A 12,948-nucleotide genomic window follows, 5' to 3' on the forward strand; every position below is an offset into this window, starting at 1 on the left:
GAAGAAAGAACCTACAGGAGCGTTCACCGTGAGCCGCCTGCTATTGAACTGCGACATTGGCGAAAGCTTCGGCAGCTGGACCATGGGTCTGGACGCCGAGGTCATGCCCTTCATCGATTGCGCCAACATCGCCTGCGGCTTTCATGCCGGCGACCCGAGCATCATGCGCAAGACCGTCAGCCTGGCCCTGAGCCACGGCGTACGAATCGGCGCGCATCCGGCGTATCAGGACCTGGCGGGCTTCGGCCGGCGTTCCATGGCCTACGGTGCCCAGGAATTGCAGGACTTGCTGCACTACCAGATCGGCGCCCTCGACGGCATCTGCCGGGCGCAAGGCGGGCGGGTCAGCTACGTCAAGCCCCATGGCGCGATGTACAACGACATGATGGCCAATCCGGCGCAACTGCGCGCGGTGATCCAGGCCGTCGCGGCCTATGATCGGCAACTGCCGCTGATGCTCATGGCGACCCGGGACAACAGCGCCGCCCAGGCCTTGGGCGACGAGTACGGCCTGACCCTGTGGTTCGAAGCCTTTGCCGACCGCGCCTATGACAGTGCCGGTCGCCTGGTTTCGCGGCAAGCGCCGGGTGCGGTGCACCACGATCCCGAGGTGATTATCGGGCAGGCCCTGACCATCGCCCGCGGCGATGCGTTGACCGCCAGTGACGGCAGCGCCTTGAGCCTTATGGCCAACACCTTGTGCGTACACGGCGACAACGCCAGCTCCGTGGCGGCCGTGCAACGCATCCGCGAAGCCCTGGACCGGCAGAGTGCGCCATGAGACCACGCTTGGAAGTGGTGGCGGTGGACTGCTTGATGGTGCGCCTGTTCGATGAGATCGCCGAGGCCAACATGCCCTGGATGCTCGCCGCCAGCGAGCGTTTGCGAGCGGTGTTTGCCGAGCATCTGATTGACCTGGTGCCGTCCTATACCACGTTGATGGTGCACTACGATTTGCTCGCCCTGAACCCGGTGCAGGCTCGTGAGTTGATCGACGAGGCGTTGAATAACCTTTCACCGGATGCCCGGTCCGCCGGCCAATGCCACGTGCTGCCGGTGTGGTACGACCTCCGTGTCGGGCCGGAGCTGGAGCTGCTGGCGAGCCGCAGCGGGTTGACGGTCGCCCAGGTGATCCGCCGCCATAGCGAACGCGAGTACCAGGTGTTTGCCCTGGGCTTCGCTCCCGGCTTCGCCTTCATGGGGCTGGTGGACGAGGAACTGGCCGCACCGCGCCTCGACACGCCACGCAAGCGCGTGGCAGCGGGCAGCGTTGGTATTGCCGAGCGCCAGACCGCGGCGTATCCGGTGATATCGCCCGGTGGCTGGAACCTGATCGGTCGCACCCCGACCAAACTGTTTGATCGCGAGCGCGATGGCTACAGCCTGATGCAGCCGGGGGACACGGTGCGTTTTGCTCCCGTGGACCATGCCGAATTCATCGCGCTGGGTGGCGACGACACACCGTTGGAGGCCCAGGCATGAGCCGGTTGTTGATCGAGGCCAGCACCCCGCTGTGCCTGTTGCAGGACGCCGGCCGTTTCGGCGTGAGGCATCTGGGCGTGACCCAAGGTGGCGCGGCGGACTGGTTGTCGATGGCCTGGGCCAATTGGATGCTCGGCAATGTCCTGGGAGCCGCGGTGGTGGAGATTACCCTCGGTGGTTTCACCGTGATGGCCGAAGAGGATTGCGTGCTGGCGCTGGCCGGGGCGGACCTGGGCGCACGGATAGACGGCCAGGGGGTGGCGTCGTGGCGCTTCTTCAGCTTGCGCAAAGGTCAGGTGCTGGCGCTCACCCAGCCCGTGCTCGGTGCCCGGGCCTACCTGGCAGCCCCCGGCGGTTTCAATGCGCCTGCGGTGCTGGGCAGCCGGGCGACGGTGGTGCGTGAGGAACTCGGTGGCCTGGACGGGCGAGGGCGGGCGCTGAGTCGCGGCGAGCACCTGAGCTATTCAGGCGCGGTGACGCCTCGGCCCATGCCGCACACGCGGATTCCGGACTTCCAGCAAGCGCAGCCGCTGGACTTGATCCTGGGAGCACAGAACGGTGCGTTCAGCGGGCAGAGTCTGTTCGACGCGTTCAACACCCCATGGACGCTGGACAGTCGCGCCGACCGCATGGGCATGCGCTTGCTGGGCACGGCGTTGGAGTACCAGGGGCCGGCGATGATTTCCGAGGGCATCCCGCTCGGTGCCGTGCAGGTGCCGCCGGATGGCCAGCCGATTGTGCTGCTCAACGACCGGCAAACCATTGGTGGTTATCCACGCCTGGGCGCCTTGACCCCGTTGGCCCTGGCCCGGCTGGCGCAATGCCTGCCGGGGGCGCAGGTGCGGTTGCGGCCGGTGGTGCAGGAGGTTGCGCATCGGCAGCAGGTTGAGTGCCTGCGGTATTTTCATCACAGCTAGAAGCTTCGTCGGAGCGCCGCTCGGAGCAAGCTCGCTCCCACAGGGAATCTCAGTGTGACGAAGATCCAGTGTGGGAGCGGGCTTGCTCGCGATGAGGCCCTAAAGGGCACCAAAGATCACTTGGAAAGAAACCGCATTCCTTCCTCCAACCCCCGCAAGGTCAGCGGGTACATCCGGTCCTCGACCAACTCGCGGACGATGTTGGTCGAGGCGGTATAGCCCCAGGTGTCCTTGGGGTACGGATTGATCCAGATGAGCTTCTTGTACTTTTCCATGAAGCGCTGCATCCACACATAACCGGCTTCTTCGTTCCAGTGTTCGACGCTGCCGCCGGCCTGGGTGATTTCATAAGGCGCCATGGCGGCATCGCCGATGAAGATCACTTTATAGTCGGCGCCGTACTTGTGCAGCAAGTCCTGGGTCGAAGTGCGCTCCGAGGTGCGGCGCAGGTTGTTCTTCCACACCGATTCATAGACGAAGTTGTGGAAGTAGAAATACTCCAGGTGCTTGAACTCGGTCTTGCAGGCCGAGAACAGTTCTTCGCAGATCTTCACGTGGGCATCCATCGAGCCACCAATGTCGAACAGCAGCAACAACTTGACGGTGTTGCGTCGTTCCGGGCGCATCTGGATGTTCAAAAGGCCGGCATCGCGGGCGGTGTGGTCGATGGTGCCGTCGATGTCCAGCTCTTCGGCCGCACCCTGGCGAGCGAACTTGCGCAGGCGGCGCAGGGCGATCTTGATGTTGCGGGTGCCCAATTCCACCTGGTCGTCGAGGTTCTTGTACTCGCGCTGGTCCCAGACCTTCACGGCCTTGCCCTGGCGCTTGCCGGCGTCGCCGACCCGGATACCTTCGGGGTTGAAGCCGCCGGAGCCGAACGGGCTGGTCCCGCCGGTGCCGATCCACTTGTTGCCGCCGGCATGGCGTTCCTTCTGCTCTTCCAGGCGCTTCTTGAACTCTTCGATCAGCTTGTCCAGGCCACCGAGGGACTGGATCTGCGCCCGCTCTTCGTCGGTCAGCGAACGCTCGAATTCCTTGCGCAACCAGTCTTCGGGAATCAGCGCCTGGAGGTGATCGTCGAGTTTCTCCAGGCCGTTGAAGTAGGCGGCGAACGCCCGGTCGAACTTGTCGAAATGCCGTTCGTCCTTCACCAGGATCGCCCGGGACAGGTAATAGAACTCGTCCATGTCGGCGAAGATCACCCGCTGTTTCAGCGCGTTGATCAGGTCCAGCAGTTCGCGCACCGACACGGGCACCTTGGCGGCGCGCATCTCATTGAACAGGTTAAGCAGCATGGCAATCGCCCTCGCTCTTGTTAGACGAAGAGGATCAGCGAGTGCCGCGACGGCTCATGAACGCCAGGCGCTCGAGCAATTGCACGTCCTGTTCGTTCTTGACCAGGGCGCCGGCCAGCGGCGGGATGGCCTTGGTCGGATCACGTTCGCGCAGCACCGCTTCGCCGATGTTGTCGGCCATCAGCAGCTTGAGCCAGTCCACCAGTTCGGAGGTGGAAGGCTTTTTCTTCAGGCCTGGTACCTTGCGCACGTCGAAGAACACGTCCAGCGCTTCGCTGACCAGGTCCTTTTTGATGTCCGGGTAATGCACATCGACGATTTTCTGCAGGGTGACGCGGTCGGGGAAGGCGATGTAGTGGAAGAAGCAGCGGCGCAGGAACGCGTCCGGCAGTTCCTTTTCGTTGTTGGAGGTAATGATGATGATCGGCCGTTGCTTGGCCTTGATGGTTTCGTCGGTCTCGTAGACGTAGAACTCCATCTTGTCGAGTTCCTGCAGCAGGTCGTTGGGGAACTCGATGTCGGCCTTGTCGATTTCATCGATCAGCAGGATCACCCGCTCCTCGGACTCGAACGCTTCCCAGAGCTTGCCCTTCTTCAGGTAGTTGCGCACGTCGTGGACCTTGTCCACGCCCAGCTGCGAGTCCCGCAGACGGCTGACCGCGTCGTACTCGTAGAGGCCCTGGTGGGCCTTGGTGGTGGACTTGATGTGCCAGGTAATCAGGCGCGCGCCAAAGGACTCGGCCAGTTGTTCGGCCAGCATGGTCTTGCCGGTGCCCGGTTCGCCCTTGACCAGCAATGGTCGCTCCAGGGTGATGGCGGCGTTCACGGCCAGTTTCAGGTCATCGGTGGCCACATAGGCGCTGGTGCCTTCGAACTTCATCTGCAATTCCTCGAACGGTGTCGCCGGCCTGGCGAGGCGGGGCGCGCTAAATAAATATCGTGCCCGACTATAACGCGGCGCCCCGCCGACTGTGAACGCAGACGCTGTATTCAGTCTCTGAATGGGGCGTCACATGTTGACTCAGTCTCGGCGCCTTGCCAGTATTGCATATGGCCAAATTGGCTATATGTTTGGCGTATGTCTACTAAATATCGATTCAGAGATACCTACCGCATTCAATTGCGCGAAAGGGACCATCCTCCGCCCCATGTCCACCTCACCGGTGGCGGGCTGGACGTAGTCCTGAGGCTGGACCCCGTCGAAGTGATGACGGGCCGGGCGCCGACATTGATCATCAAGGAAGCGCTGGACTAGGTCAGCGCCCATCAAGCGCAACTGCTGGAGGATTGGCAACGATGCTACCCATGAAACGGCCGCGGCTGTCGGCTGTGCAGGTCTTATTACCGTTCAGTCTCGAATTGACGTTCATTGATGGGCAGCGGCTGACGCTGGACATGAGCGCCGATGTGCAACGTTATCCGGGCTTGCAGCCTTTGCTTGAAGAGGGCGCGTTTGGAGGCGCGAGTCTGGGGGACGATGGCTGGAGCGTGGAATGGCCCGAACCGGATATCCAGATCGGTGCCGATACCCTTTATCTGGATGCACTGGCGCAGAACGCCGTGGATGAAAATACCCGCATCTTCATCAATTGGCGCGCCCGCACCGGCTTGTCTTTGAACAAGGCCGCCGAAGCGCTTGGGGTCAGCGCTCGCAGCATCACTCGCTACAGCAGCGGTCGCGAGGCTGTGCCGCGTTCGCTGGCCTTGGCATGCCTGGGCTGGGACTCATTGCAGCATGGAGCGGGAATAGCGGCAGCAGAAGCGCCCGGCCGCTACACCGTCACGCGCAAGCCCTAATCGGTCGTCGGCGGCGGTTGTTCATAACGGGCATTGAAGGCCTCGACGAAACCATTGCGCAGGATCTGCAGGAAGGCTTCGAAGGCGCTGATGTCCTGCTGGTGAACATTGCCGCTGAGTTCCACCCGGGTGGCGAACTGGTTCTTGCGTTGGTTCTTGAGGGCCGTTTCGCCCGTGCCGACTAGCGCTTCCCAGACCGAGCGGAAGATGTTCTTGTTCTGGTTTTCCACGTCCTGCTGCCAGTCGAACACATCGACATCGCGCAGCAATGGCTTGATGTAGCCGCTGAGCTTGCCGTTGTCGGCTTGCGCCTCGATCACCAGGTCGCCGTGGCCGGCATTGAAATCGAACTTGCCATAAGCCGCGGCGAAGTCGTTCAGGCGCTTGAGTTCGATGTTCCTGGCCCGCAGGCGGAAATCGAACTCCTCGAAGTTGCTCAAGGGGTCGAAGGTGGCCTGCATTTCCAATGGCGCGTGTTCGGCCACCAGGGCCTTGCCCTCGAAACGGGCGTCGCGCTTGCCTTTGGTGTCGACCACGTTGGTCAGGTTGTAGAAGCTGGCGTTGACCTCGGTGGCCCGCAGGTTGACCGATGGCTTGGAGTTGAAATTGCGAAAGGTGACCTTGCCATCCCGGATGCGCACTTCGTTGAGGGTAATGGGCAGCAATTTGCCCAACTGCTCGCGCCAGTTGGTGCCCTGGCCGGTCTGGGAGTTCTGGCGGTTGGCGCCGCCGTCAACGAAGTTCACTTCGGCGCGGGCGAATTCAACCTCGGCGACCACCGCATGGTCATACCACAGCGAGTGCCAGCTCACAGACAGGTCCACCCGCAGTGCGCTGACGAACGGCACCGGGACCTTGCCGTCGACCTTGACGATTTCCAGGCCATTGATCCGGTAGGCACCGCGCCACAGGGCCAGGTCCACGTCGGTGATCCGGCCGCGATAATCGCCCATGTCGGCGAGTTTGTCGTTCAGGTAGTCGCGTACCAGATAAGGCAAGGTGAAATGCAGGGCCACCAGCACCGCGGCGATGGCGGCGAAAACCCACAATGGCCAACGGTATCGACGCTTCATGTCAGTCAGTCTCCAGCGTTTGTTGAGGGAGCGCCTTCTAATGCCATTGACTGCTGCAACAACGGGAACGTTCGGTGCAACTGGACGCCCATGGGCAACAGGCATACCTTTAAAGGCTTACATTCCCGCTGCATCAAGGACCCAGCCATGAGCCGTATATTCGCTGACAACGCCCATTCCATCGGTAATACGCCGCTGGTGCAGATCAACCGCATTGCCCCGCGCGGTGTGACCATCCTGGCCAAGATCGAGGGGCGTAACCCAGGGTATTCGGTCAAGTGCCGGATCGGCGCGAACATGATCTGGGACGCTGAAAGCTCGGGCAAACTCAAGCCGGGCATGACCATTGTCGAACCGACTTCTGGCAACACCGGGATCGGCCTGGCGTTCGTCGCCGCCGCCCGTGGCTACAAGCTGATGCTGACCATGCCCGCCTCCATGAGTATTGAGCGACGCAAGGTGCTCAAGGCCCTGGGCGCGGAGCTGGTGCTCACCGAGCCGGCGAAGGGCATGAAAGGGGCCATCGACAAAGCCACCGAGATCATGGCCAGCGATCCAGCCAAATACTTCATGCCGCAGCAGTTCGATAACCCGGCGAACCCGGCGATCCACGAAAAAACCACCGGCCCGGAAATCTGGAACGACACCGACGGCGCGGTGGACGTGCTGGTGGCCGGCGTGGGCACCGGCGGCACCATCACCGGCGTTTCGCGGTACATCAAGAACACCTGTGGCAAACCGATCCTGTCGGTGGCGGTCGAGCCCGAGGTTTCGCCGGTGATTACCCAGGCGATGGCGGGCCAGGAGATCAAGCCCAGCCCCCACAAGATCCAGGGGATCGGCGCCGGGTTCGTGCCGAAGAACCTTGACCTGTCGATCGTTGACCTGGTCGAGCGGGTTTCTGACGACGAGTCCAAGGCCATGGCCCTGCGCTTGATGCAGGAGGAGGGCATCCTCTGCGGGATCTCTTGTGGCGCGGCGATGGCCGTGGCCGTGCGCCTGGCGGAAAAACCGGAGATGCAGGGCAAGACCATCGTCGTGATCCTGCCGGATTCGGGCGAGCGGTACTTGTCGAGCATGTTGTTCAGTGATCTGTTTACCGAGCAGGAGATCCAGCAGTAACTGTCTGCAGGATGTGGCAGGCGCTTAAATCGCATTTGGAAAGGGGTGTTGACGGGCGTCAGCCACAGTTCAGGTCACGCATGGTAAGAAGGGAATTATTGCGTAATCCTCAACAGTGAATGTTGCGCCAGACGGTTTCCTGGCCAGGCCATGATCTATAACATGGCCGGCCGCTGCGCTGGGCTGATGGTGTTACGTAAGGTGTTTTTGGACAAGGAGTTATAAAATGACCGTTTCGTTCGTCGCCAAGGCCTCGGTGTTGCTGCTGTTTTTGGGCAGTACGCTGTATGTGCATTTGCGTGGCAAGGCGCGTTTGCCGGTGTTGCGTCAGTTCGTCAACCACTCGGCGCTGTTCGCCCCCTATAACACCTTGATGTACCTGTTCTCTGGCGTGCCCTCGAGACCTTACCTGGACCGCAGCAAGTTCCCCGAACTGGATGTGCTCAAGGACAACTGGCAAGTCATCCGCGATGAGGCCATGCACCTGTTCGACGAGGGTTACATTCGCGCTGCCGAGAAGAACAACGACGCGGGTTTCGGCTCGTTCTTCAAGAAGGGCTGGAAGCGTTTTTACCTCAAGTGGTACGACAAACCGCTGCCATCGGCCGAGTTGCTGTGCCCCAGGACGGTCGCGCTGGTCAGCCAGATCCCCAATGTCCGGGGCGCCATGTTTGCCCTGCTGCCGGGTGACAGCCATCTGAATCCCCACCGAGACCCTTTCGCCGGTTCGTTGCGTTATCACCTGGGGCTGTCCACTCCCAATTCCGACGACTGCCGGATCTTCGTCGATGGTCAGATCTACGCCTGGCGCGACGGCGAAGACGTCATGTTCGATGAAACCTATGTGCACTGGGTCAAGAACGAAACCCCGCAGACCCGCGTGATCCTGTTCTGTGATGTCGAGCGGCCCTTGAAAAGCCGGTTGATGACCCGTCTCAACCGCACCATCAGCGCGTTCCTCGGCCGCGCCACCGCGCCACAGAATCTGGATGATGAACACGTCGGTGGCATCAACCGGGCCTATGCCTGGAGCAAATCGTTCAGCGACGGCATCAGTGGCCGGGTCAAGCAATTCAAACGCAAGCATCCCAAGGCCTACCGGGTGATGCGGCCCGTGTTGGCAGTGGTGGTGCTGACGGCGCTTGGCTATTGGTTGTTCGGTTAAATATTGCGTTGTCCATCGGGCGCTGGTTATAGTCAGCGCTCTTCGGGTTTTCGAACCCACCTCTTCAAGAGATCGGCTCATGCCTGCATCCCCTGTCATCGCGGTCGTGGTTCCAGCGTTCAACGCTGGCGTCGTGCCGTGTGGGAGCCAGCAGCCTGCGCAGATCGGTCAATACCCTCCACCTGTCCGTAGCTCATCGGTGTACGCCGTCGTATCACCGCCGGGTGTTGGCATTCAGGGCTGATCGGCAACGGTTGCCTATCCCCTGTGCCCGCCTGAAAAAACTACTGGACTTCAGCCTCGGCTGAGTTGGCTTTTTGCCTGACTACAGGTGGTATCCATGTTTTCCCTTTCCAAAAACGCCTTGTTGGCGGCGGCTTCCACGAGCCTGTTCGTTTTGCTGTGGAGCAGTGGGGCGATCTTTTCCAAGCTGGGCCTGGCCCACGCTTCTCCCTTCGCCTTTTTGCTGATCCGTTTTGCCATTGCGCTGTCGGCGCTGGTGCTGTTGATTCCGTTGCTCAAGTTCAAGCTGCCCAAGACCGGCAAGCCGATGCTGTACGCGGCGACCACCGGGTTGGTGCTGCTGGGCGCCTATCAGATTTTTTATCTGCTGGCGCTGCAAATGAGTGTCACGCCGGGGGTCATGGCAACCCTGATGGGCGTGCAACCGATCCTGACCGTGGTGCTCATGGAACGGCAGCGTTCCTGGTCGCGGATGTTCGGCCTGATGCTGGGGTTGGTCGGGTTGATCATGGTGGTGTACCAGGGCATCGGCCTGGCCGGCATGTCCCTGGCCGGGATGATCTGCGGGTTGCTGGCGCTGGTGAGCATGACGGCTGGTTCGATCATGCAGAAGCGCATCACCGACAACCCCCTGGGCACGCTGCCGGTGCAGTACCTGGCCGGGCTGGTGCTGTGCGCGGTGTTCGTGCCGTTCCAACCGTTTCACTTCGAGTACAGCACGGGGTTTTTCGTGCCGGTGTTGTGGATGGGGCTGGTGGTGTCGGTGCTGGCGACATTGCTGCTGTACCGACTGATCGCCCGCGGCAACCTGGTGAATGTCACCAGCCTGTTCTACCTGGTGCCGGCGGTGACGGCGATCATGGATTACCTGGTGTTTGGCAACCGGCTGGCGTTGTTGAGCTTACTGGGGATGGTGCTGATCATCGTGGGGTTGGTGTTTGTGTTTCGTAAAAGTCGCTGAGCTTTGGCTGCTCGTTGACTGAGCAACCGCCATCGCGGGCAAGCCTTGCTCCCACAGGTTATGTGTAGTCCTTGTGGGAGCAAGGCTTGCCCGCGATGGCATCTTGCGCCGCGCCGATGAATTACCGGGCAGACACCTCAGCCGGTTTCACCACCCCAGGCTTGAGCACCAACCACAACGCCGCCGCAATCAACACCCCGCCATACAGATGCGCCATCCCCAACGGCTCATCCAGCAACAACGCCCCCCACAGCACGCCGAACGGCGGAATCAGGAAGGTCACGGTCATGGATTTGACCGGGCCGATGGAACTGAGCAGGCGGAAATAAAGGATGTACGCCAGCGCAGTACACACCAGACCCAGCCCCAGCAGCGACAACCAGACGCTCCAGCCACCCCAGCTGGCCGGTGGTTGGCTGATGACGCTGTAGCCAAACAGCGGCAGCAAGAACACCGTGGCGCCGAACATGCTGCCCAGGGCCGAGAGACGGCTGTCCAAGCCACCTTGCTGATCGAGCCAGCGCCGGGTGAGGAAACCGGCAAAGCCGTAGCAGGTCGTGGCCAGCAGGCAGGCAAGGGCGCCCATCAGCAGTTGCAGGTCGAACGCTACCGGGCCGGCGCGGGTCAGGATGCCGACGCCGAGCAGGCCCAGGCAGACACCGCTGACCTTGGCTGGGGTGAGTTTTTCGCTGAAGAACAAGCCGCCGATCAACACCCCCATCAACGGCGTGGTGGCGTTGAAGATCGCCGAGTAACCGGCCGGCAGCACCTGGGCCGCCAACGAATAGAACGTGGCCGGAATGCCCGAGTTGATCAGGCCCAGCCCCATCACGACTTTGAGCTTGCCGCGAAAATTCCAGTCGACGCGCATCAGGGCCAGGATCACCAACAGCCCGACGAAGGCGATGGACACGCGAAAAAAAGCAGTGGGGATTGTGCCAATGACGGGGGCGATAATGCGCATGAACAGGAAACTGGCGCCCCAGATAGCGGCCAGTGACAGTAAACGCAGGATATCGACGAGGTTCACGAGTCATTCCTTCCTTGATTGGGCGGCAAGTGTCGCCGCCCTGAATAGCGATGGCAATGGTTGCGTTGCCGCGTGATTGGCCTCTAAGCTCAATCGCCAATAACAAGCATGACCCGCCGAGGTTTACCCTATGCCGCAGCCATGGCCCGCCATCGAAATCGCCCGTTCGATACTCGACGGCTTCGACGATTATCGTGAGCATTTCCGGCAGATCACCGACGGCGCCCGCGCCCGGTTCGAGCAGGCGCTGTGGCTGGAGGCGCAAGCGGCTTCGGCGGCGCGCATCAACTTGTATGAAGAAAAAGTCTTCGAAACCGTTGCCAGGCTGCACAAGGCCTTCGATGACGAAACCCTGATGGACGTGAGCTGCTGGCCGCTGGTCAAGAGCGCCTACATCAGCCTGATCGACCTGCGCTTCGACGATGAGCTGTCGGAAACCTGGTACAACTCGATCTTCTGCGGGTTGTTCAGCCACGACCTGATCAGCGACGGCACCATGTTCATCCATACCACCCGGCCCAGCCTGCGCCGGGCCCGTGCCGCCCAGACCCGCACCTACAAACCCCAGGGGCAGTTGGATCGGATGCTGGCGAGCGTGTTCGCCGATTACCGTTTCAGCGAGGACTACGCCGACTTGCCGGGTGACCTGCAGCGCCTCGAAGCGCAGTTGCGCGAGAACCTGCCGGACTGGGTCTGCAAGGACCCTGAGCTGACGGTGGAGTTGTTTTCTTCAGTGCTCTATCGCAACAAGGGCGCCTACCTGGTGGGCCGGATCTATACCCGTGAGGACCAATGGCCGTTGGTGATTCCGCTGTTGCACCGCGAGGGCCGGGGTATCCAGATCGATGCGCTGATTACCGACGAGGCGCAGGTGTCGATCATCTTCTCGTTCACCCGCTCGTACTTCATGGTGGACGTGCCAGTGCCGGCGGAATTCATCGGCTTTCTCAAGCGCATCCTGCCGGGCAAGCACATCGCCGAGTTGTACACCTCCATCGGTTTCTACAAGCATGGCAAGTCCGAGTTCTACCGAGCGTTGATCAACCACCTGGCGAACACCGACGACCAGTTCATCATGGCCCCGGGTGTGCGCGGCATGGTCATGAGCGTGTTCACCCTGCCGGGCTTCAACACGGTGTTCAAGATCATCAAGGACCGTTTCTCGCCGTCGAAAAACGTCGACCGGGCCACGGTGATCGAGAAGTACCGCCTGGTGAAGAGCGTCGACCGGGTCGGGCGCATGGCCGATACCCAGGAATTCGCCGATTTTCGTTTTCCCCTGAGCAAGTTCGAGCCGGCGTGCCTGGAGGAACTGCTGGACGTGGCGCCGTCCACGGTGTCGGTGGAAGGCGACACGGTGCTGATTCGTCACTGCTGGACCGAACGGCGCATGACGCCGCTGAACCTGTACCTGGAAAACGCCAACCAGGACCAGGTGCGCGAGGCGCTGGAAGACTATGGCCTGGCCATCAAGCAACTGGCGGCGGCCAATATCTTCCCCGGCGACATGCTGCTCAAGAACTTCGGCGTGACCCGCCACGGCCGCGTGGTGTTCTACGACTACGATGAAATCTGCTTCCTGACCGAAGCCAACTTCCGCCACATCCCCCAACCCCGTACACCGGAAGACGAAATGGCCTCCGAGCCCTGGTATTCCATCGGCCCGCTGGACGTCTTCCCCGAAGAGTTCCCGCCGTTCCTGTTCGCCGACGCCGGGCAGCGCAAGCTGTTCGACCAGTTGCACGGCGAGTTGTACAACGCCGACTATTGGAAAGGCCTGCAAGAGGCGATCCGGGCGGGGAAGGTGATCGATGTGTTCCCGTATCGGCGCAAGGACCTGGACAACGAATAACCCTTTGGGAC

At 61.4% G+C, this 12,948-nt stretch carries 13 protein-coding genes; 9 read left to right on the top strand and 4 right to left on the bottom strand.

Annotation, left to right across the window (positions count from 1 at the left end):
- Nucleotides 1-28: 28 nt before the first annotated feature.
- The 3 genes from KGA89_RS04570 to KGA89_RS04580 are packed head-to-tail and all read left to right on the top strand — an operon-like array spanning nt 29 to nt 2,399.
- Nucleotides 29-781, top strand: a complete 753-nt coding sequence (locus KGA89_RS04570) for a 5-oxoprolinase subunit PxpA (RefSeq protein WP_223470734.1) — start codon at nt 29-31, stop codon at nt 779-781.
- Nucleotides 778-1,482, top strand: coding sequence for a 5-oxoprolinase subunit PxpB (gene pxpB / locus KGA89_RS04575; RefSeq protein ID WP_223470735.1), 705 nt, complete (start codon nt 778-780; stop codon nt 1,480-1,482). Before KGA89_RS04570 ends, pxpB begins: the two co-directional genes overlap by 4 nt.
- On the top strand, nt 1,479-2,399 hold the full coding sequence (locus KGA89_RS04580; RefSeq protein WP_223470736.1) for a biotin-dependent carboxyltransferase family protein: 921 nt from the start codon (nt 1,479-1,481) through the stop codon (nt 2,397-2,399). Before pxpB ends, KGA89_RS04580 begins: the two co-directional genes overlap by 4 nt.
- A 116-nt stretch (nt 2,400-2,515) precedes the next feature.
- Here KGA89_RS04580 and KGA89_RS04585 read toward each other — a convergent pair whose 3' ends face one another.
- Nucleotides 2,516-3,694 carry a vWA domain-containing protein gene (locus tag KGA89_RS04585; RefSeq protein WP_003198888.1) on the bottom strand — a complete coding sequence of 393 codons (1,179 nt, stop codon included), beginning with the start codon at nt 3,692-3,694 and terminating at the stop codon, nt 2,516-2,518.
- A gap of 34 nt (nt 3,695-3,728) precedes the next feature.
- Entirely contained in the window at nt 3,729-4,574 is an 846-nt protein-coding gene (locus tag KGA89_RS04590; RefSeq protein ID WP_003184225.1) for an AAA family ATPase, read from the bottom strand.
- A gap of 198 nt (nt 4,575-4,772) precedes the next feature.
- Here KGA89_RS04590 and KGA89_RS04595 point away from each other — a divergent pair, with 198 nt between their 5' ends.
- Complete coding sequence (locus KGA89_RS04595; RefSeq protein ID WP_223470737.1) at nt 4,773-4,949, top strand: DUF4160 domain-containing protein; 177 nt, start codon at nt 4,773-4,775, stop codon at nt 4,947-4,949.
- A gap of 41 nt (nt 4,950-4,990) precedes the next feature.
- Complete coding sequence (locus tag KGA89_RS04600) at nt 4,991-5,491, top strand: DUF2442 domain-containing protein (protein WP_003198890.1); 501 nt, start codon at nt 4,991-4,993, stop codon at nt 5,489-5,491.
- On the opposite strand, the gene KGA89_RS04605 is transcribed toward KGA89_RS04600, so the two are convergent.
- Complete coding sequence (locus tag KGA89_RS04605; protein ID WP_223470738.1) at nt 5,488-6,564, bottom strand: DUF748 domain-containing protein; 1,077 nt, start codon at nt 6,562-6,564, stop codon at nt 5,488-5,490. The genes KGA89_RS04600 and KGA89_RS04605 overlap by 4 nt on opposite strands.
- Nucleotides 6,565-6,711: 147 nt before the next feature.
- Here KGA89_RS04605 and cysK point away from each other — a divergent pair, with 147 nt between their 5' ends.
- The 3 genes from cysK (at nt 6,712) to KGA89_RS04620 (ending at nt 10,055) form a co-directional block, all read left to right on the top strand.
- The gene (gene cysK / locus KGA89_RS04610; protein ID WP_003198893.1) at nt 6,712-7,686 is read left to right on the top strand and encodes a cysteine synthase A; all 975 of its coding nucleotides are present in this window, start codon (nt 6,712-6,714) and stop codon (nt 7,684-7,686) included.
- 226 nt (nt 7,687-7,912) lie between these two features.
- Complete coding sequence (locus KGA89_RS04615) at nt 7,913-8,851, top strand: aspartyl/asparaginyl beta-hydroxylase domain-containing protein (protein WP_003198894.1); 939 nt, start codon at nt 7,913-7,915, stop codon at nt 8,849-8,851.
- 340 nt (nt 8,852-9,191) lie between these two features.
- Complete coding sequence (locus KGA89_RS04620; RefSeq protein ID WP_013692498.1) at nt 9,192-10,055, top strand: DMT family transporter; 864 nt, start codon at nt 9,192-9,194, stop codon at nt 10,053-10,055.
- A gap of 121 nt (nt 10,056-10,176) precedes the next feature.
- Here KGA89_RS04620 and KGA89_RS04625 read toward each other — a convergent pair whose 3' ends face one another.
- Nucleotides 10,177-11,085 (bottom strand): DMT family transporter, encoded by a 909-nt coding sequence (locus KGA89_RS04625; protein ID WP_223470740.1) that lies wholly within the window; start codon nt 11,083-11,085, stop codon nt 10,177-10,179.
- Between the two features lie 130 nt (nt 11,086-11,215).
- On the opposite strand from KGA89_RS04625, the gene aceK reads away from it, so the two are divergent.
- Nucleotides 11,216-12,937 (top strand): bifunctional isocitrate dehydrogenase kinase/phosphatase, encoded by a 1,722-nt coding sequence (aceK, locus tag KGA89_RS04630; RefSeq protein WP_223470741.1) that lies wholly within the window; start codon nt 11,216-11,218, stop codon nt 12,935-12,937.
- Nucleotides 12,938-12,948 lie beyond the last annotated feature (11 nt).

Origin of the sequence: Pseudomonas sp. A-RE-22, assembly GCF_019956035.1 — a bacterium.
Taxonomy (GTDB): Bacteria; Pseudomonadota; Gammaproteobacteria; order Pseudomonadales; family Pseudomonadaceae; genus Aquipseudomonas; species Aquipseudomonas brassicacearum.

What these genes read in the sequence shown, in the direction of transcription:
- KGA89_RS04620 (WP_013692498.1), top strand. Translation starts at nt 9,192, where the DNA reads ATGTTTTCCCTTTCCAAAAACGCCTTGTTGGCGGCGGCTTCCACGAGC.
- cysK (WP_003198893.1), top strand. Translation starts at nt 6,712, where the DNA reads ATGAGCCGTATATTCGCTGACAACGCCCATTCCATCGGTAATACGCCG.
- KGA89_RS04585 (WP_003198888.1), bottom strand. Translation starts at nt 3,694, where the DNA reads ATGCTGCTTAACCTGTTCAATGAGATGCGCGCCGCCAAGGTGCCCGTG.
- KGA89_RS04580 (WP_223470736.1), top strand. Translation starts at nt 1,479, where the DNA reads ATGAGCCGGTTGTTGATCGAGGCCAGCACCCCGCTGTGCCTGTTGCAG.
- KGA89_RS04600 (WP_003198890.1), top strand. Translation starts at nt 4,991, where the DNA reads ATGCTACCCATGAAACGGCCGCGGCTGTCGGCTGTGCAGGTCTTATTA.
- KGA89_RS04590 (WP_003184225.1), bottom strand. Translation starts at nt 4,574, where the DNA reads ATGAAGTTCGAAGGCACCAGCGCCTATGTGGCCACCGATGACCTGAAA.
- KGA89_RS04615 (WP_003198894.1), top strand. Translation starts at nt 7,913, where the DNA reads ATGACCGTTTCGTTCGTCGCCAAGGCCTCGGTGTTGCTGCTGTTTTTG.
- KGA89_RS04605 (WP_223470738.1), bottom strand. Translation starts at nt 6,564, where the DNA reads ATGAAGCGTCGATACCGTTGGCCATTGTGGGTTTTCGCCGCCATCGCC.
- KGA89_RS04595 (WP_223470737.1), top strand. Translation starts at nt 4,773, where the DNA reads ATGTCTACTAAATATCGATTCAGAGATACCTACCGCATTCAATTGCGC.
- aceK (WP_223470741.1), top strand. Translation starts at nt 11,216, where the DNA reads ATGCCGCAGCCATGGCCCGCCATCGAAATCGCCCGTTCGATACTCGAC.
- pxpB (WP_223470735.1), top strand. Translation starts at nt 778, where the DNA reads ATGAGACCACGCTTGGAAGTGGTGGCGGTGGACTGCTTGATGGTGCGC.